This is a genomic window from Photobacterium sp. 2_MG-2023 (genome assembly GCF_030547675.1).
GTDB classification, from domain to species: domain Bacteria; phylum Pseudomonadota; class Gammaproteobacteria; order Enterobacterales; family Vibrionaceae; genus Photobacterium; species Photobacterium arenosum.
In genome coordinates, this window is record NZ_JAUOQQ010000018.1 from 72,693 (window position 1) to 90,959 (window position 18,267).

An 18,267-nucleotide genomic window follows, 5' to 3' on the forward strand; every position below is an offset into this window, starting at 1 on the left:
AAACGTTGTGTAGAACTCAACACAAGGAAAACACTATGTTGAACCTTGCCGCTGCCTTACAGCGTAATGCTGTGTCCAAGCCTGACAAAGTCGCTATTATTTTTGGCGACACTCAGATCACTTATGCTCAGTTCAATGCCATTGCCAGCCAGATCGCCAATGGCTTGAAGGCCAAGGGCATACAGCCTGGTGATCGGGTTGCACTGAGCTGTCCCAATCTGCCGTTCTTCCCGCTGGTGTATTACGGCATTCAAAAAGCAGGCGCAGTCACTGTGCCGCTCAACGTACTGTTACGTGAGCGCGAAATTACATTCCATCTGGAAGATTCAGCGGCGAAGTTCTACTTCTGTTTTGAAGGCGTGGAAGGACTGCCAATGGCGCAGGCCGGTGTGGCAGCCTTTAATCAGGTTGATAGCTGCGAGCACATGGTAGTGATGACGGCCGATCAGTCTGCGATGGATTACCAGGGGCTGCCGACTCTGACATCCTTCATGAAAGATCAGTCACCTGTGTGTGATTATACGCCCCGTGAAGCGGATGATACGGCGGTGGTTCTTTATACCTCAGGTACCACGGGTAAACCCAAAGGGGCGGAGCTGACGCACAGCAATCAGTACACTAACGCTCTGGTGGCGCAGAATCTGATGGAAATGCGCGGCGACGACGTACACTTGCTGACTCTGCCGCTATTCCATACTTTCGGCCAGACAGTCAATATGAATGCCCCCGTCAGCCTGGGTTGTACCATGGTGATGGTGCCCCGTTTTGACCCAGCGCTGGTGAAAGGGCTGATTGAAAAACACAAAGTCACCCTATTTGCCGGCGTACCGACTATGTATATCGGAATGAACCTGTGCAAAGCAGACAACGATGTGTCTTCGTTGCGTATCGGTGTTAGTGGCGGTGCGTCGTTGCCGGTAGAAGTGCTGCGTAACTTTGAAGAGAAATTCAACGTCCCGATTCTTGAAGGTTACGGTCTGTCGGAAACCAGCCCTATCGCCAGTTTCAACCATCTGGACATGCCCCGGATTCCGGGTTCAGTCGGACAACCGATTCAGGGTGTTGAGGTGCGTGTGGTTGATGACAATGGCCAGCCACTGCCGCAGGGTGAACCGGGCGAAATCATCATACGTGGTCATAACATCATGAAAGGCTATCTCAACCGGGCGGAAGAGAATGAGAAAGCCCTGCGCAATGGCTGGTTCTACACGGGCGATGTCGGGCGTTTTGATGAAAAGGGCAATTTGTTCATTGTCGACCGGGTCAAGGATCTGATTATCCGGGGTGGCTTTAACGTGTATCCGCGTGAAATTGAAGAAGTGTTCATGACGCACTCTGACGTGGCTATGGTAGCCGTCGTCGGTGTGCCCTGTGATCAGTATGGCGAAGAAGTGAAAGCCTTTGTGGTACTGAAAGAAGGCGCGCAGGTCACCGAAGAAGCGTTGAAAGCCTGGGGTAAAGAACAGCTTGCCGCTTATAAATACCCGCGCATGGTCGAGGTTCGTCAGGCACTGCCAATGAATGCGACCGGGAAAATCCTCAAGAAAGATCTGAGGGCCGAAGTGCGGCAGGCCGCAAAAACTGCTTAATCCTCATCAATATCAAGCACCGGGTAATCAGCCCGGTGTTTGCATTTTCCCTGTTGGTCATAATCTCCTGTTTTCCCTTGTTACAGCTACACTTATCCAGAATATCCTTAACCCTAAGCCAGTTGTTTATTCATTAACGACAAACGGAGGCCCTATGAATACGACTCACGGATTATTGTTTGAGGTGGACAGAGATGGCGATAACTTTTTTATGGAACTGAAAGCTGTCGGTAAGCTCACTCATCAGGATTATGAAAGGATCACCCCACTGATCGACGATGCCCTTGAAGGTGTCGCGAATCCTAAGGTTAATGTCTATTTTGATGGTTCAGAGTTTGAAGGCTGGGAATTGCAGGCGGCATGGGATGATCTCAAACTTGGCCTGAAACACGGTAAAAAGTTTCACCGGATCGCCATTTATGGCAACCAGCGCTGGATGGACATAGTGGCCAAAATTGGCACTTGGTTTATCTCGGGTGAAGTGAAATGTTTCGATACACCGTTTGACGCATTAGCCTGGTTAAGGGAAGAGTGAAAATAAACGCTTAGTGTTTGTTGCTGTTTTTGCTGGGATTTCGCTCGTCTGCAAAGCAGGGAGTTGCTATGATGCAGCAGTATTCATGCTCGGGGGAAGTCCCCATTATGGCTGTTTAAACAGGGAGGCAGCTTTGCAGTTTCGAACCTTTTCCTTTTTACCTTTTTCTTCTGTTTTGTTATTTGGGTGTCTTACCAGTGCCGGCTCCATAGCGGCAACTCCGCAACCGACTGCCGCCAAGGCCGTAGCGGATCTGCCATCGGGCCAAGAGGCCGATCAGGAAGCAGACAAAGAAGCCAGCCGTTATTTCTTCGGCTTACGAGGCGGTGTCAGCCTGATGGGGTTAACAGATACAGCAACGATAGCCGGCGTGTCGTCATCCTCTGATGACGCTGATGCCAATGGCTTCTGGGGCGTGGATATTGGCTACTACACACCCGAAGGTCGCAGCCGGCTTTACTACAGTTTTGAACGACATGTAGCGGAAAGTCAGTTTCCGTCATCAGGGCTGAAATATGACAACATTGCCAATCTGAACTTGCTCGGCACAGATTATTTTTTCTTGTATAACAAAGACTTTTCACCGTATGTCGGCCTGCACTTCGGTTATGCCAGTGTCAGCTCCGATTCCAGTTATCATGGCGACTATAAAACCAGTGGTTTTGTGATTGGTATGCAAACCGGCCTGGCATGGCGCGTCTCAACTGACATGACAGTCGAAGCCGGTTTCAGACACACAGTGTTGCCAAGCAAGCTGAAAAACTGGCAAGGGCAGGATGATCAGGGCAATACAGTGAACTTTGAATCTCAGCAGAGCGGTGTCAGCTCGTTGTTTCTGGCGGCGAACTACCGCTACTGAAAGTTGTTTGTACACAACTGGCCATCTGCATGATGATGCCGGCGGCTTTGGGTTTACACCTTTGGCTGTGCGCGTATAATGCCCAGCTCCGAAAACGACAATCATTTCTGTAAGGACGTCAGCGTGAAGCTATTTGTCAGAGATCTCACCGTTATTGATGCCTCCTATCTGTGCCCGGCCAGAGGTATGGTGGGAGAAAGCTGGATTCTGGATGTGGTGATGTCTGGCGAGCTGAATGAAATGAGCATGGTGCTGGATTTCAGCCGCGTTAAAAAGCAGATTAAACAGCTGGTGGATCAGTATGTCGATCACCGCCTGCTGGTGCCGACAGCACATGCTTCAGTCAGGATGGCCGCGACTCAGCCGGGCTATGCGACCCTGGATTTGCTTCGTGGCGATAAAAGTATCCATTTGCATTGTCCGGAAGAGGCTTATTGCCTGGTGGATGCTGACGTCATCACCATAGAGACAGTCACCCGGCATCTGCATCAGGTGCTGTCTGGTAAGCTGCCGGACAATGTCCAGGGTCTTGATCTGGTATTACGCCCAGAGAAGATTGATGGCGCGTTTTATCATTACAGCCACGGCCTGAAAAAGCATGACGGCAACTGTCAGCGCATAGCACATGGCCATCGTTCACCGATTGAACTGTATGTCGATGGCCAGCGTGATCCTAAGCTGGAAGCCGACTGGGCAAAGCGCTGGACGGATATCTATCTGGGCACAGAAGAAGATCAGGTGAGCATTTCTGAGCTGAATCTGAGCGAGCACGCCGCAGGTGCTGGTGATGACACCCATTACGCTTTCCGTTATACCGCGCCGCAGGGGCTGTTTGAGCTTGCGATCGCCAAAAGTGAGACGGAAATGATTGGCACAGATACGACGATTGAGCTGCTGGCACACTATATCGCTGCTGCTGTGAAACCTGCCATTGGTGCGCATCAGACGCTGGACGTCGTCGCTTATGAAGGCGTTGGCAAAGGTGCAATGGCGAGTCTGTAATCGTACCGGATAACCGGTTATTTTCCTCAAAGCATGCCTTAAACAGCAGTGCGCCCGCGCTGCTGGGAAATCCTTTAAATCAGAATCATACTGTCATTCCCGCGCAGGCGGGAATCCATGCAGCGAGCGCAATTTTTGAAGTTTAGTTTGTATGTCGCGCTTGAGTTTGGAGGTTCATTTGGCATCGTCTAATGCGCGCCAGGTACTCTTTGTGGGGGCAAAGAGTACCCAGAAAGCCCTTTTTGTTCTTTGGTGTGGTCCGGGGCGGTTGTAGGCGCTCCCGGCGCCGACAACCTAAAAATTCGTCCTGAATTTTTCCCTGGGGGAGAGGCAAGCATCAAACTTCTCATTTTTGCTTTAAAAGTACAGTCAAAAACCCAGTTAAATTATTTATGATTCAATATTTTACCGTCATTCCCGCGCAGGCGGGAATCCATGTGGCGAGCGCAATTTTTGAGGTTTAGCTTGTATGTCGCGCTTGAGTCTGGTGGTTCATTTGGCATCGTCTAATGCGCGTCAGGTACTCTTTGTGGGGGGCAAAGAGTACCCAGAAAACCCCTTTTTGTTCTTTGGTGTGGTCCGGGGCGGTTGTAGGCGCTCCCGGCGCCGACAACCTGAAAATTCGTCCTGAATTTTCCCCTGGGGGAGTGGCAAGCATCAAACTTCTCATTTCTGCTTTAAAAGTACAGCCAGAAAACCAGTTAAATTATTTATGATTCAATATATTACCGTCATTCCCGCGCAGGCGGGAATCCATGTGGCGAGCGCAATTTTTGAAGTTTAGCTTGTATGTCGCGCTTGAGTTTAGAGGTTCATTTGGCATTGTCTAATGCGCGCCAGATACTCTTTGTGGGGGCAGAGAGTACCCAGAAAGCACCTTTTTGTTCTTTGGTGTGGTCCGGGTCGGTTGTAGGCGCTCCCGGCGCCGACAACCTGAAAATTCGTCCTGAATTTTCCCCTGGGCTTGTGGCACTCATTACATTCTCAGCCCGCTTCACTTTTTCGTTGAATTTCAGTTACTTTATCGCAAATGTAGTCGGCAATCGGCATCGCGGAGGTTGCTGCCGGTGACGGCGCGTTACAAACGTGCAGGCTGCGCGGGCTGTCTGCAAACAGAAAGTCATGAACTAACGTGCCGTCTTTCAGTACGGCCTGAGCACGAATACCTGCCGGGTAGGGTTCCAGATCGCTCAGCGTCAGGGCCGGACAGTATTTACGTACCCGCTCAAGATATCCGGCTTTCCACCAGGCATCTTTGAATTCCCGCAATCCTGTTTTCAGGTGCTTACCGGTGACATGCCAGAAACCGGGGAAAGCCAGCATGTCCAGACTGTCACGCAGGCTGAAATTAAATCGCCCGTAACCCTCGCGTTTAAATCCCTGTACCGCATTTGGGCCAACCGTCACCGAGCCATCTATCATGCGTGTCAGGTGAACACCTAAAAAGGGCAGTGAAGGGTCTGGGATCGGATAGATAAGATGACGGACAATCTGATGATGTCTGGCTGCCAGGCGGTAATATTCTCCGCGGTAGGGGATGATCTGAAAATCTGTCTCCAGCCCCATCATTCTGGTCAGGCGGTCGGCCATTAGTCCGCCGCAGCACACCAGAAAACGGCCTCTGACAGCAAAAGAACCGGCACTCGCTGCGTGGCTGTGGCAGCAGGTCAGTTCTATGTGATCGCTGCGCTCTGTAATGTCCGTCACTTGTGTATCAAGGGCCGTTTCGCCGCCTGAGGCAGTAAAATCACTGGCCATGTGTTTTGTAACCAGACGGTAATCCACTATGCTGGTCGATGGGACAAACAGCGCTCCCAGACCGCAAATGTTCGGCTCTCTTGCCTGCAGTTGCGCCTGATCCAGCGCTTCGACTTCAATACCGTTTTCACGGCAACGTGCCAGCAGATCCTGCATCCGGCACACTTCCGTTTCATTGGTGGCGACCAGCAATTTGCCGCAGTTGTCGACCGGAATAGCATGCTGGCGGCAAAAATCCACAGTACGTTGCACGCCTTCTTTGCAAAACCGTGCCTTCAGGCTGCCGGGCGCATAATACACACCGGCATGGATTACACCGCTGTTGTGGCCGGTCTGATGACACGCGAGCGTGCTTTCTTTTTCAATCAGCAGAATCTTGCTGGCAGGATGCCGGCGTAATAAAGCATTGGCCGTGGCAACGCCCACTATGCCCCCGCCAATCACCAGATAATCGTAATTCTTATTCATCGCGGATCCTTTGCAAATCTAACTTAGGCCAGATCAGGCCGACATCATCCTGATTTATAAGATATTTAAACATCAAGCAGGCAGAGTAGCAAAAGGATAAATTGCATTTATAAGGCCAGTTTTCTTGGTCTCTCAGCTTGCGGTACGCCCGCTCTGGTGGTTTAATAGCCGCCATCACCTCATTTGGAGTAAACGCCTGCATGGATCACTAACCCCTGACATCCTTTGAACTTTTTCTTTTGGATCCGCAGGGTTAGTGGGCGTTAACCGTCTTTGTCTGAGCAGTCACTGACTGTGAATCACCGTATTGTGATCGGCTGTGCTACTCAGATCTGTCTGCAAAAAAGCAATGTCTTCTGACGGTAATGTCTCTCCCTGCGCTTGCGCCGGAGGTCTTTATGACATTATTGCAAGCTCAGTCTCTGACTGTTTTTCTTCCCCACGGGGAGCCGCTGTTTTCTGATGTATCACTCACTTTAGACCGTGAAACCACGGCACTGGTAGGCCGTAACGGCAGTGGCAAATCTGTGCTGGCCGCACTGTTAAGCGGAGCCCGTCAGCCAGATGAAGGCCGGGTGATCAGGCACTCAAACATCGCATACTTACCTCAGCTGACCGTGCAGAACGACTTGTCGGCTCTGGGCTCTGTCGCACAAGCACTGGGTGTGGACGGCTGCCTGCAAGCGTTGCAACGTATAGCCGCTGGCAGTTGCGATCCGGCCGATTTCGAGGCGGTAGGCGATCAATGGGATTTGCCTGCTGCCCTGTCCCGCCAGCTGGCTGAGCTGGGATTACCGTCCGATCCCGGGCAATCTTGTACCAGCCTGAGCGGCGGTGAGCTGACGAGGTTGCGATTGTGGCTCTGTTTTCGCAGTGATGCTGAACTGCTCATTCTTGATGAGCCGTCAAACCATTTGGATCGGCATGGAAGAGAATGGCTGTCACAGCAAATCACCTGTTTTCAGGGCGGCATATTGCTGATCAGCCATGATCAATCCTTGCTGAAAAACGCGGATCGCATTGTTGAACTCAGTCACACAGGGTTAGCCTGTTATGGCACAGATTTTGTGCAATACCGGCAACAGAAACATCATGAAACCCAGTTACTGGCAACACGACTGTCGAAAGCGAAACAGCAAATCAACGCTATCAATCTTCAGCATCAGCGTAGTGAAGAAAAAGCGCAGCGTCGTGCCGCGGCCGGTAAGCGGGACAGGCACACTGGCAGTCAGTCCACCTTGCTGCTCGATTATCAGAAAAATGCGGCAGAAAGCGCGGCATCATCCAGAAAGCATCAGCAACATCAGCAGCTTGAACATGCGCGGCAACAGTTGAAGTTGCTGCAGGAGAAAGTGGATACCGCCAAGCCGCTGAGCTTCAGTACCGACAGTGCGAACAAGCGAAGTGTGCGTTTACTGACGATCACTGAATTGGGCCTGCACCGGGGACAGTTGCCTGCAATCAGCCGAACCGTCTGGTATGGCGATAAAATCCACCTGCGCGGCAGTAATGGCACAGGTAAGTCGACTTTGCTGAAAACGCTGCTGGGCGATATGCCAGTCAAGTCGGGTGAGATTCACAGGCACGGGCCGCTTTGTTATCTCGATCAGCATTTCTCTTTATTTGATTTGCAGGCTAGCCTGATTGATAACCTGACACGTCTGTGCTCTGCCTATACTGCTGCTGAGTTACGTACTCTGGCAGCGTGCATGGGTTTTCGCCGTGAAAGAGCCGGGCAGCAAATGTCGACCCTGAGCGGCGGTGAACGAATGCGGCTGGCGATGCTGGTGGTGAGTCATCAGCAACAGGAAGGGGTATTGCTGCTGGATGAGCCGGACAATCATCTTGATTTAGACGGAAAATCCATGATGGCGCAGGCACTGAGTGAGCATAAGGGCAGCTTCATTCTGGTCAGCCATGATCAGGACTTTGTTGATGCGTGTGGTGTGAGTCAGCACTGGGATCTTTCCAGATAATTCGGCTATGCTATCTGAGGCTTATGGATAAGGAGAGCATTATGTCACAAACGCCATCGTCGCCAACCTCATCGCCGCATAGCCTGAGCGGCCATTGTTTGTGCGGCAAAGTCGGGCTGAAATCAACCAGCGGCTCTTTGCATGCAGAGGCGTGTCACTGCGGCATGTGCAGAAAGTGGAGCGGCGGGCCGTATTTATCGGTAGCTGCTGGCACTGAAGTGAGTTTCACCGGTGAAGAAAACATCAGTCGTTTTTCTTCCTCTGACTGGGGGGAAAGAGGGTTCTGTAAACACTGTGGCAGCCATTTGTTTTATTTCCTCAAGCCAACAGGACAGTACATGGTACCGGCAGGTTTGCTTGATCAGGAAAGTCAGCTGGAGATGGATCAACAAATCTTCATCGACAAAAAACCGGCTTACTATGCCTTCAGCAATAACACCGAAAATCTGACCGAAGAAGAAGTCTTCGCCAAATACGCCCCTTAAGCGACAACCATCCCGGGCCGGTTATACCGGCTCGGGATGATATCACCCACCAAAGTGGTTCGTTGTGCGCACCGGCTTATCTGACGGTGGCTTTTTCTTGTTGCGATCCCTTAACTTCATCAATATCCGCTTTTTCCGCCACTGGCTTGCGATTGCTGAGCAAAATAGAAGCGATCACGATAATCACGCCTCCGGCAATGGTCAGACTGTCCGGAATTTCCTGCCAGAACATCAGGCCCCAGAGAATGTTAAAGACAATGCCGATATACCGGGTAACGGCAACCACGGCCGCATTCTCGTGGCTAAAGGCTTGGGTCAGGAAAATCTGACCAAGCAGAGACACAACTCCGATCGCAATTAAATACAGCCAGGCAATACCCTGAGGCATCACAAAGTTATCGGCCATGAGAATGGCTGAAATGAGCGTGGCGACGAACAGGAAGTAAAAAACGATCTCGTAAGTATGGTGGCGCTGGCTTAATTGTTTGATGGTAATTGAAGCGCCTGCAGCGAAGGCAGCACTGGCCACACCGGCGAGTGCAAAAAGATTATAAGATTCATAGTCCAGCGGATTAATGATCAGCCCTGCACCTGTTAAAACAGCAAGTAACAATAAGGCTGAGCGGGGCGGAAGCTTGTCTTTCAGTATCAGTCGCGAAAAGACAATCACAAAGAAAGGTGACAGATACGCCAGAATAACAGCGTCCGCCATCGGAATATTGGCCAGCGTATACACAAAAGCCAGCAGATACAGCGCCCCGAAAACACCGCGCAATACCAGTAGCGGTATACCTTTAGAAGAGAATCTGATGCGGCTGTGTTTCATCAGCAGCAGTATCAGTACAGTGCCGATAATACTGCGGAAAAACACAATTTCAGCAGTCGGGATAGTGTCGCTGGCGGCTTTCACCAGTGCATTCATAATGCTGAAAATGAACGCAGAGCCAATGGTTAACAATACGCCATTATTCATAGCATTCAGGTTCCTTTGCAGAGTTTGTCTCAGGGTTGTGCCATAACAGATAGGCCAGATCTTGTCGGGCTTCTCGGGTTAAGGCTGCGGGCTCAATAGCAATGTATGGCTTGTTTTGCAGCCATGTTTCGAAATGATTAATCAACTCGCTGACGGTTGGGGCCTCAACATGAATCAGCCGGGCGATTTCTCTCAGGCGGTACAGCAGGCGAATATCTTCAGCGGGGATACGCGGCAGAAACCACTGACCGGATTCAACACGTGCACGAGGAAACGGCACCGCGGAAAAATCGAAATAGCGGCCGGTTTCATCAGGTGTGGAGAAGGGATCGATCAGAATGGCGGTGTAGCGCATGTACATCAGGTATTCCTGCTCTGTTGTACTGAGATCAGTAAACTGGTCGATTTTTTCTCTGGGGATACTTTCCTCTCTGACCGGGTAGTTATCGTCATTGAGAAACTGCAACAGATTGATACTTTCGCCACCAAGCGCGCTGACAATCACAGAAATATCCCGCCATAAGTCGACCAGCCGCCGAATCACTGCACCAGTAATTGGCCCTTCCGGAAACAGTTTGTACAGGTAAACGGGGATAGCTGGCGGATGAGTGATCGTCTCCAGAGAAAAGTCATTGATAAACAGTGCAGGGTGTACATAAGAAGTAATATTCCGGGCTTCGGTACTGATACTGTCGTTTAACCAGGCATAGTCAACACCTATGCTGGCAAGCATGGTTTCAATGCGGCGATGCCAGGCGCTCTGAGTAGGAGGGTTACTCTGGCTGGATGACAAATACACCTTTTTCTTTGTGGCTTTAGTGATGACATGCGTCGGGATCCTGCCCCCCTTTTGGTCTGTCTGGCATTTGGTCGCGGCAAAATAAGTAGAAAAGCCAACAATATCGAGTGACAAACCTTGTGACTCACTCCAATGCCGGATGATTTGCTGGGATCCCAAAGACGGGGACAACAAAATGACACGCCTGAGTGTTATCAGCACCTTTTCAGGCAATGAACGCAGCACAGTGAGATAGGCATCAGAGGGAACCGCCAGTACCAAAGTCTGCCAGACTGGCTCAATGTCATCAGGGTAAGAGTAACTGCGGTTAATCTGGACATAACCTGACAGTGCAGATAACGAGGGTTTGGCGGCTTTGCTCAGAATACAGCCATGCCGGATGTAGCTTTCTCGCCAGCGCTGCCAGTTGTCAGACGGCCGGTTAGCGATACCCAGATAAAGGCTAGGCATTTGCTTGAGTAATACAGCAAGTTGCATGGCAGCCGGGCCACTGCCGAACAGCAGGACGTTTTCAGTTTCAGATTGCATTGTTTTTTTCCATCAGCATGACGTCGTACAGCATAGAGCCGCAGTCCACAGGCTGAGCACGCCAGCCTAGCGAGATGTCGGAATTGAACGGGTAGTTAAATGCCGATTTCAGCCCGTTACCGTATCGAACCAACACTTGCTGCGTTGCGGTGAGATAGGGACGCAGCACCGACAACACCTCCCATTTATGCTCGACCAGCGAGGCAATCACTATGTGTGTTGGGCGAAACAGCTCTAAGCAGGTAATGAGATCCGTACTTTCGAAAGAAATACGCAAATGCGCGGTATTCAGCCGTCGCGACTGAGCGACAGCGTCTTTGTCGATATCAATGCCTTTCACCGTGGCATCTGTCAGCGTAGCTATGGTCATCGCCGACAACGGAAACGCGCCGGAACCGATAAAGAGCACTCTGCTGTCGCGGTGGATATTGACCGATTGGGTTTCTTTTCGGGCACTGTCATTCAGCGCATTCAAATAATGGGTAAACTGGTACGGGTGATCGACGGCACATCTGGACTGATGCTTTTCCAGAGCACACAAAGATTTGATCGATGTTTCGCGGATTTTCTTGATCTGACGATCCACCTCAGGGCAATGCGCAAAATGTTGCCATATCCGCTGATTGTCAGTGTGAGTGATGAGCTCACACACACCGTCCAGTTTTTCCTGAACCAGTGTGTAACAGTCGCAGCTTTCCAGGCTGTACTCCGTCAGGGCCGATAATTGTGCTTCGCAGGCAATCAGAGATGAAAGCAGTGCATACTTTTCATTGAGTGTTGTCATTCTCTCGTCCGTGTTGGTGACAGGGTTGCGCTCGGCGCTAAAGCAATTGTTATAACATAACAATTGCGGCTTACGCTAATCCAGTAAGAGGCATATTTCAAGTGATTTTGCAGGCAAAGATCGGCTATGCGATCAGAGAATGGTGTCAGTAAGCAGGTAGCACTTATGATTGCCGAGCGTGTGGCTGTGGGGTCTTATCTTTTAACGCGTCTTATCTTACTTCATCAGCCTCACTCAACGTCAGGCAAAGGGTTGATGGAGGTTTGACTGGGTAACAAACATTCTGTGTCGGCCGAAGGTTGCGACACAGAATGCTGGCAGTGTGTTTTGCGTTCACTGCTTTTTCAAACTCACAGCCACGCGGCCGATCACCTTGATCTCGTTGTCGTCCACTTCAAGACGGGTATGACCAAACGTCACCGCCAGCTTGTTCGGTAACCGCTGGATAGGGTTAATCGACAGGCGGCCGTCCATGTCAATCAGGTAATCACCGCTTACGGCATCATTCTGGCTTTTATCAACGAGGAACCGTCCTTCATGGGTTTCCACTTCAATGGTGGAGGCGGCATTGAGGTTCCAGGATTGAAAAATGCGCTTAGCGTAGGGCAGTGTGCCCGTGCTGAGTAATTTTCCATTGCTCAGGCTGTAGCTGGACAAAGTGACGACAGCGTCCGATGCCGTGGCAATCCTAGTCGTTTGTCGTTCGGTTCTGTACTCATTTGACGTTTCCGCAATAACGCTATGGCTGGCGTGTTTGCTGTCCGTCAATGAGTGATGCAGCGTTTCCAGCGGATAATCAGACGGCAGAATTAACTGATGAACAGGGATGCCGGTACGCAAATGCGTGCGGACAACCAGCTCGTGAGAGGTACGATTATGCGTATTCCAGGTACTGAAGGTGGTTTTTGGCACATCAAATAGTGTGGCCATCTCACCAAAGGAAGCACAATGGGTTAAGTCTCTCAAATTCGAAGTAAAGTCATGACCTTTCAGATAGTCAAAAATAAGGATTTTTTTACTCATGTACTGTCCAGTCAGTGTGATCAAACTCGAAAATGATCGTCAAAAGTTAACTTAAAATGACAGAAGTTATTGACTGCATTCGATTGAGGATCAACACTGTGCGTATTCAACAAATCAGCGCAAAATTGGCAAAAAGTGCGCAAAACCAACGCGTAAGGATACCACTCATGGCAAGGAATCAAATAGCGTTAGATGTACCCTGCATCGCAAAAGTGGAGATTCGGCGTCTGTCCGACCTTCATTTCCGTACTCTGCTTGTGCCGCAAGGCCAAAGCATGTCTTCTTGCGAGCACAAGCGCCCTCATCAGAGCCTGACAACTCAGGTAACGCGAAAATGGCAATATCCTGTCAATACAGTCCGCAACAAGATGGAGGGGCAGGCGTGAGCAATATCACTCTCCATGAACTGAGCATTCAGTCTGCTGATTTCACCGACATACTGGCCGGACGCAAAACGCATCAGGTGTGCCTCAATCATCGGCGATATGCCGTAGGCGATGTGCTTATTCTGCGCGAACTCGACGAAAACGGCGAGGACACAGGACAGGAAATGAACTCACTCATTACCCATGTCGAGCACGGCAACACGGTCGGCCTTGAAGATGGCTGGTGTGTATTATCGCTGGCAAACACCACTCCTTTGCTGGGTATTCGCCTGATTGGCTATCTGCGTGATCGCTTAAAAGAGCACTGCGATTACACAGAAGCGGCCTACCAGCTCATCAAGAAAGCAGGCAGCACAGACAACCAGGCGAAACGTACTGTGCAGGCAGGCCGCTGCTGGGTTGATGAGGCGAATCATTTTTTGAAGAAGTTTCCGGTGGAGTCGTAGTATTTTCTTTGTGGGATGAGGTGCGACAGGGTCAGAATCTGAAAGTATGTCGCGCTTGAGTTTGGTGGTTCACTTGGCATTGTGCGATGCGCGCCAGGTACTCTTTGTTGGTGCAAAGAGTACCCAGAAAGCCCCTTTTTGTTCTTTGGCGTTGGCCGGGGCGGTTGTAGGCGCTCCCGGCGCCGACAACCTAAAAATTCGTCCTGAATTTTTCCCTGGGGTTTGTCGATCACTTTAGCTAAGAAAATCCAACCGGCCTGTCATTACCGCGCAGGCGGTAATCTATTTAGCGAGTGCGGTTGTGTGTTGAGTGAACGGGTGTGATGGTATGTCGCGCTTGAGTTTGGTGGTTCACTTGGCATTGTGCGATGCGCGCCAGGTACTCTTTGTTGGGGCAAAGAGTACCCAGAAAGCCCCTTTTTGTTCTTTGGCGTTGTCCGGGTCGGTTGTAGGCGCTCCCGGCGCCGACAACCTAAAAATTCGTCCTGAATTTTTCCCTGGGTTTGTCGACCACTTTAGCTCAGAAAATACACCCGTCTGTCATTGCCGCGCAGGCGGTAATCTATTCAGCGAATGTGGTTGTTCTGTCTGAGTTTGAAAGTATGTCGCGCTTGAGTCTGGTGGTTCAATTGGCATCTGAGTACGCGCGCCAGGTACTCTTTGTTGGGGCAAAGAGTACCCAGAAAGCCCCTTGTAGTTCTTTGGTGTTGTCCGGGTCGGTTGTAGGCGCTCCCGGCGCCGACAATCTAAAAATTCGTCCTGAATTTTTCCCTGGGGGAGTGGGTTTCTTGGGCTGTAAACTCGTTTTTGGACAGAAATCGTTTAGAGTCGATAGTCTAAATAACTCTCAATTCATTACTTTCTGTATTCTGACCGCATCAATCTCCTTTGCATGTGGAAATCAGTTATGAATAAATACGCAAAAGGCAAGGATTTCACACCTGCTGTATAGCATCATTGAAACGGCAAAGACGAATGGACTGATACTCTACGATTATATGGTCAAATGTATGAAAGAGCTGGCCAAGTCAGAACCAAATATCGACTCACTGCTTCCTTGGAGCTTCTCACACTAAAATGCCCCGTGGGTCGTGGGGCGGATACCTAGAGACGATAATCGCTCCTACTTAACCACATCTATTGTATGCTTATGTTTAAAAGTGTGAGGGAGCACCTTTAACTAGAGTGTTTTGGTTGCATATAAATTTGTTACAAGGAGCTAACCTGCTATAAAATCAAGCTATCTAAAAATTAGTTCTTCGTGAAGAGAGTTTGAATGCAGAAACTAAGAAAAGGTAGAATCCAGCGCCTTACGGACAGCAAGGATTGCGATTACTGTATTGTAACTGATGCTGACGATATTTTTCCAAAAATGATGGATCAGGCATGGCAAACAATTCTCTTCAATGAGGCTAAGCAGTTAATGTCGACTGCAACTTCAAAGGAAGGTTTTATCCATGATTTATGTTCTCAAGGCATAACTGATTTCCACTGGAATTGGGAAGGTATCGTAAGTGATTCTGATGTTAATGATTATCAGCAAAGAACTTTTTACTTCATAGTAAATGATCAACCTGAAGGTGTACTTCACGCTCTCTTTCCAAAGCAATCGAGACTTAATCATGGCGACAACCTTGTTTATGTAGATAGAATTGCGGTTGCTCCTTGGAACAGGCCGCAAGCAAATCCTCAGCGTTTTAAAGGGATAGGCAGTATACTCATGCTCTTTATTGAGTCCTTTAGTGAGCAAGAAGGTTACGAAGGGGCTGTTGGTCTACATGCTCTTGAGCAAGCTAAATCGTTCTATGTATATTTAGGTATGAAAAGCTTAGGAATAGATCAAAGCTATGAAGGACTAGAATATTTTGAAAAACCTAAGAGCCCAAGGGACAAGAACACTTCTGAGGAGGCTGCATGAAAGACTTTAACTTTGATCAATTAGTTGAATTAGAAGACATGAATGTCGGTAATCACGCACAATCTTCCCACCAACTATCTGATGCTGTAGATTTACTATTTTGGTTTAATGAAAGAAAAGAACATTTACCTTATTCCACACTTATTGGTAAAGGGTATGTTTCGTCTGAATTCAAAGAGCATGATGTTTTTCAAATGCTGTCTAGTTCTGCAAAGTCTGGTTCCGCTGCACTTTTTAAATCTGGTAATTTAAAAGAATCCCAAAAAAGAGATACTATTGTTGCTGTATGGCAGGCTGTAGTTAGCGCTAAAGCAAATAAAATTGATGCTCCAGAATTTAACATTGATAGTATAGATGAAGAATTTTTGAATTATATTGCTTCTTTAAGCGTTGATATAAGTAATATTAAAGAACTAAGTAGTATTTTACTAAAGAAAGGGATCATTTTAATAATAGAACCAGCTTTTCCTGGGTTAGGTAAAGATGGCTGTGTTTATAAGAATAAGAAAGGAAACCCCGTATTAGCACTGTCATTAAGACATGACCGACTAGATAACTTTTGGTTCACATTACTACATGAGATATCACACATTATACTTCATTATGAAACACTGGATAATGTAATTATTGAAGATATTGAAAACGCTGATAGTGATGAAATAGAAGACGAAGCGAATTACTTTGCCAAAGAATGCATAGTCGATAGAGTAACTTGGAAAAAATTTGCACTATCTAAGAATAAATCAGAAAAAAATTTATATGAGCTAGCTAATCTTGTAAAACGCCATCCTACCTTACTAGCTGGCCGAGTAAGGTTTGAAACCGGAGACTGGAGTGTATTTTCTGATATAGTGCATAGTGTCTCACCTAAAGAGGTATTGGGCTTATGAACTACTTTTTATTTTTAAAGTCTAAGCAAGGTGATTTTAATTCAACACGCCACATGGAAAAAGAAGGTGTAGTACCAGTTTTTGACTTTATAAGTGGTGAAAAAACCACAATTAAAATTGAAACCAAACAAGATAAATTCATTGGGAATATAAAAAAGCATCACAGCAAAGAATTTCTTTTCTATATAGATCATTATGATATGGATCCTGATGTTAGGTACTCTTCTAATGTGCATCCATATTCAAAATATAATGACCTCTTATCTTTAGGTTACAATTTAGGATTAATTACTGGTTTGGATAGGGATAGTGACTATAAGAATGAAGTTTTGTGTTACTTGAAGTCCTACAAAGAAGTTCCAGTTGCCATTAGGTTAGGTTTTGACGATATAGTCGCTCCTAGATTAATAATGCCAAAAATTAAAAATCTCTATAAAGAATTAGTCAGCTATACTAGCAAAGTTGATTTAATTATAGATTGTAGAGTTTTCGATGGAGAAATAGATAGATATTTCCAAAAAATTAATCGATTTGTCGAAGAATTTGAGAAGCTAACTATTGACTGTCTTATTGTAGTTACAGGGTCTTCTATTCCTGAAAAGATCAATGATGTTGTAAGGACAGGAAAACAAGTTTACATATCGAGAGATGAGAGAGAACTATGGGAACAAATCAAGATGATCAAAACTGATTATTCAAGTCTTGTCTACGGTGACTATGGTGTGGTTTCTCCTGATTTTGAAGAGTTAGATACGGATGGGCCAATACCGATTGTCCCTAAAATAACTTATACGTTCTTGGATAAATACTATTTAACTAGGGGGTATAAAACGAATACCCACAAAGATGGCCACGGTCAATACAAGACGTTGGCCCAAGTAGTAGCTAAGCTGAGAAATTATCGAACTAGCTATAGTTTTGGTGAAGAGTATATTGAGAATATTGCTGATAAAACGAACGATAAAAAAGGTAATCCAACGACATGGATTACTGCCACAATGGTGCAGCATATAGACTATGTAAAAACCACGTTATAGATAGAGTACAAGTCAGTCATTATTAGGACTTTTGTCGCTCGCTCATAGTCTGGACAAATATCTTTTCAGCATTTTTTTGAGATGTCGATGAAGCTAATTTATTTACTAACAAAGCTCTGTTATCGGAGCTTTTAAAGTTTACATTCAAACTATTTAACGCAGATTTCAGTTCGTTATTCCAAAGCATCGAGAGTAGATCTGTCGTTGTATTCTTTGGATTCAGCCTTGACTTCCTATGTGATTTTAATGTGATTTTGTCTTTTTTTTGTTCAGCTACTGTGATTCCCCACCACTCAGGTACGATGAGCTCAGCTTTTGTTAGATGTTTATTTGTGGTGACTAGTGTTACTTTTTTAAATGCATCGCTAAAGTACTCAGATTGAGCTTTTAATCTAGTTAACGAGTCGACATCACTCTTTATTTCGTAGCAATGAGGAGTTTTAAAGTTAGCGACCACGTCTGCTATACCTAATCCTCTCTTAACTGCGATTTCTTCAAAGATGTTGTTTCTTGATAGGTTTTTGTTTAAAAGTCTGTTAATCAGCGCATCTCTTATCTTTTTATCATTCAACATGTATTCTACCCAGAACGAAGAAAAGCTCGGTACTATACAATATTACAGTTAGTTTGAATACCAGATAGGTTGTATCCGCATCATAAACCACTCTATGGCTTGTTAACCTCGCATTGTCGAGTCTGCTTGGAAAAGCCATCAAGTACAGCTTGGATCAGTGTGATCTGATCCACTAACTCTGGACACTTAGCTAAGCACTGTTCTTCAATTCAAAATTCTCAGGGCTGAGATAGCCAA

Annotated in this window: 17 protein-coding genes and 1 pseudogene; 12 read left to right on the forward strand and 6 right to left on the reverse strand. The window is 47.6% G+C overall.

The genetic code is table 11. The features are described from left to right. Positions 1 to 35 precede the first annotated feature (35 nt). The 4 genes from Q4491_RS14900 to Q4491_RS14915 all read left to right on the forward strand — a co-directional run bounded on the left by Q4491_RS14900 (position 36) and on the right by Q4491_RS14915 (position 3,985). Positions 36 to 1,589, forward strand: a complete 1,554-nt coding sequence (locus tag Q4491_RS14900) for a long-chain fatty acid--CoA ligase (RefSeq protein WP_192014394.1) — start codon at positions 36 to 38, stop codon at positions 1,587 to 1,589. A 154-nt stretch (positions 1,590 to 1,743) separates the two neighbouring features. Beyond that, positions 1,744 to 2,124, forward strand: coding sequence for an STAS/SEC14 domain-containing protein (locus tag Q4491_RS14905; protein WP_192014392.1), 381 nt, complete (start codon positions 1,744 to 1,746; stop codon positions 2,122 to 2,124). Between the two features lie 133 nt (positions 2,125 to 2,257). Further along, positions 2,258 to 2,983 (forward strand): outer membrane beta-barrel protein, encoded by a 726-nt coding sequence (locus tag Q4491_RS14910; RefSeq protein ID WP_192014390.1) that lies wholly within the window; start codon positions 2,258 to 2,260, stop codon positions 2,981 to 2,983. A gap of 123 nt (positions 2,984 to 3,106) precedes the next feature. After that, complete coding sequence (locus Q4491_RS14915) at positions 3,107 to 3,985, forward strand: 6-carboxytetrahydropterin synthase (RefSeq protein ID WP_303458517.1); 879 nt, start codon at positions 3,107 to 3,109, stop codon at positions 3,983 to 3,985. Between the two features lie 984 nt (positions 3,986 to 4,969). Here the strand turns inward: Q4491_RS14915 and lhgO are convergent. Next, complete coding sequence (lhgO, locus tag Q4491_RS14920; protein ID WP_303458519.1) at positions 4,970 to 6,211, reverse strand: L-2-hydroxyglutarate oxidase; 1,242 nt, start codon at positions 6,209 to 6,211, stop codon at positions 4,970 to 4,972. A 398-nt stretch (positions 6,212 to 6,609) separates the two neighbouring features. On the opposite strand from lhgO, the gene Q4491_RS14925 reads away from it, so the two are divergent. Then, the gene (locus Q4491_RS14925) at positions 6,610 to 8,187 is read left to right on the forward strand and encodes an ATP-binding cassette domain-containing protein (RefSeq protein WP_303458521.1); all 1,578 of its coding nucleotides are present in this window, start codon (positions 6,610 to 6,612) and stop codon (positions 8,185 to 8,187) included. Between the two features lie 41 nt (positions 8,188 to 8,228). After that, on the forward strand, positions 8,229 to 8,672 hold the full coding sequence (locus Q4491_RS14930; RefSeq protein WP_192014380.1) for a GFA family protein: 444 nt from the start codon (positions 8,229 to 8,231) through the stop codon (positions 8,670 to 8,672). Between the two features lie 76 nt (positions 8,673 to 8,748). Here Q4491_RS14930 and Q4491_RS14935 read toward each other — a convergent pair whose 3' ends face one another. From Q4491_RS14935 to Q4491_RS14950, 4 genes are all read right to left on the reverse strand, one after another. After that, positions 8,749 to 9,645, reverse strand: coding sequence for a DMT family transporter (locus Q4491_RS14935; protein ID WP_303458524.1), 897 nt, complete (start codon positions 9,643 to 9,645; stop codon positions 8,749 to 8,751). Further along, the gene (locus Q4491_RS14940; protein WP_303458525.1) at positions 9,638 to 10,972 is read right to left on the reverse strand and encodes an opine metallophore biosynthesis dehydrogenase; all 1,335 of its coding nucleotides are present in this window, start codon (positions 10,970 to 10,972) and stop codon (positions 9,638 to 9,640) included. Before Q4491_RS14940 ends, Q4491_RS14935 begins: the two co-directional genes overlap by 8 nt. Then, positions 10,962 to 11,756, reverse strand: coding sequence for a nicotianamine synthase family protein (locus tag Q4491_RS14945; RefSeq protein ID WP_303458526.1), 795 nt, complete (start codon positions 11,754 to 11,756; stop codon positions 10,962 to 10,964). The genes Q4491_RS14940 and Q4491_RS14945 overlap by 11 nt, the downstream gene beginning before the upstream one ends. Before the next feature lie 333 nt (positions 11,757 to 12,089). Further along, on the reverse strand, positions 12,090 to 12,779 hold the full coding sequence (locus tag Q4491_RS14950; RefSeq protein ID WP_303458527.1) for a helix-turn-helix domain-containing protein: 690 nt from the start codon (positions 12,777 to 12,779) through the stop codon (positions 12,090 to 12,092). A gap of 167 nt (positions 12,780 to 12,946) precedes the next feature. Here Q4491_RS14950 and Q4491_RS14955 point away from each other — a divergent pair, with 167 nt between their 5' ends. The 6 genes and pseudogenes from Q4491_RS14955 (at position 12,947) to Q4491_RS14980 (ending at position 17,456) form a co-directional block, all read left to right on the forward strand. Further along, on the forward strand, positions 12,947 to 13,165 hold the full coding sequence (locus Q4491_RS14955) for a hypothetical protein (RefSeq protein ID WP_303458530.1): 219 nt from the start codon (positions 12,947 to 12,949) through the stop codon (positions 13,163 to 13,165). Beyond that, entirely contained in the window at positions 13,162 to 13,611 is a 450-nt protein-coding gene (locus tag Q4491_RS14960) for a DUF3850 domain-containing protein (RefSeq protein WP_192014366.1), read from the forward strand. The genes Q4491_RS14955 and Q4491_RS14960 overlap by 4 nt, the downstream gene beginning before the upstream one ends. 935 nt (positions 13,612 to 14,546) lie before the next feature. Continuing rightward, positions 14,547 to 14,687 (forward strand): annotated as a pseudogene (locus Q4491_RS14965) (transposase domain-containing protein); the annotation flags it as partial. 200 nt (positions 14,688 to 14,887) lie between these two features. Next, positions 14,888 to 15,529: a GNAT family N-acetyltransferase gene (locus Q4491_RS14970; protein ID WP_303458533.1), complete on the forward strand. Its 642-nt coding sequence runs from the start codon at positions 14,888 to 14,890 to the stop codon at positions 15,527 to 15,529. Next, on the forward strand, positions 15,526 to 16,419 hold the full coding sequence (locus Q4491_RS14975) for an ImmA/IrrE family metallo-endopeptidase (protein ID WP_303458535.1): 894 nt from the start codon (positions 15,526 to 15,528) through the stop codon (positions 16,417 to 16,419). The genes Q4491_RS14970 and Q4491_RS14975 overlap by 4 nt, the downstream gene beginning before the upstream one ends. Beyond that, positions 16,416 to 17,456 carry a hypothetical protein gene (locus tag Q4491_RS14980; RefSeq protein ID WP_303458536.1) on the forward strand — a complete coding sequence of 347 codons (1,041 nt, stop codon included), beginning with the start codon at positions 16,416 to 16,418 and terminating at the stop codon, positions 17,454 to 17,456. Before Q4491_RS14975 ends, Q4491_RS14980 begins: the two co-directional genes overlap by 4 nt. A 22-nt stretch (positions 17,457 to 17,478) precedes the next feature. On the opposite strand, the gene Q4491_RS14985 is transcribed toward Q4491_RS14980, so the two are convergent. Further along, a complete protein-coding gene (locus tag Q4491_RS14985) occupies positions 17,479 to 18,030 on the reverse strand; it encodes a sce7726 family protein (RefSeq protein ID WP_303458537.1) in 552 nt (183 codons plus the stop codon). Positions 18,031 to 18,267: the final 237 nt, after the last annotated feature.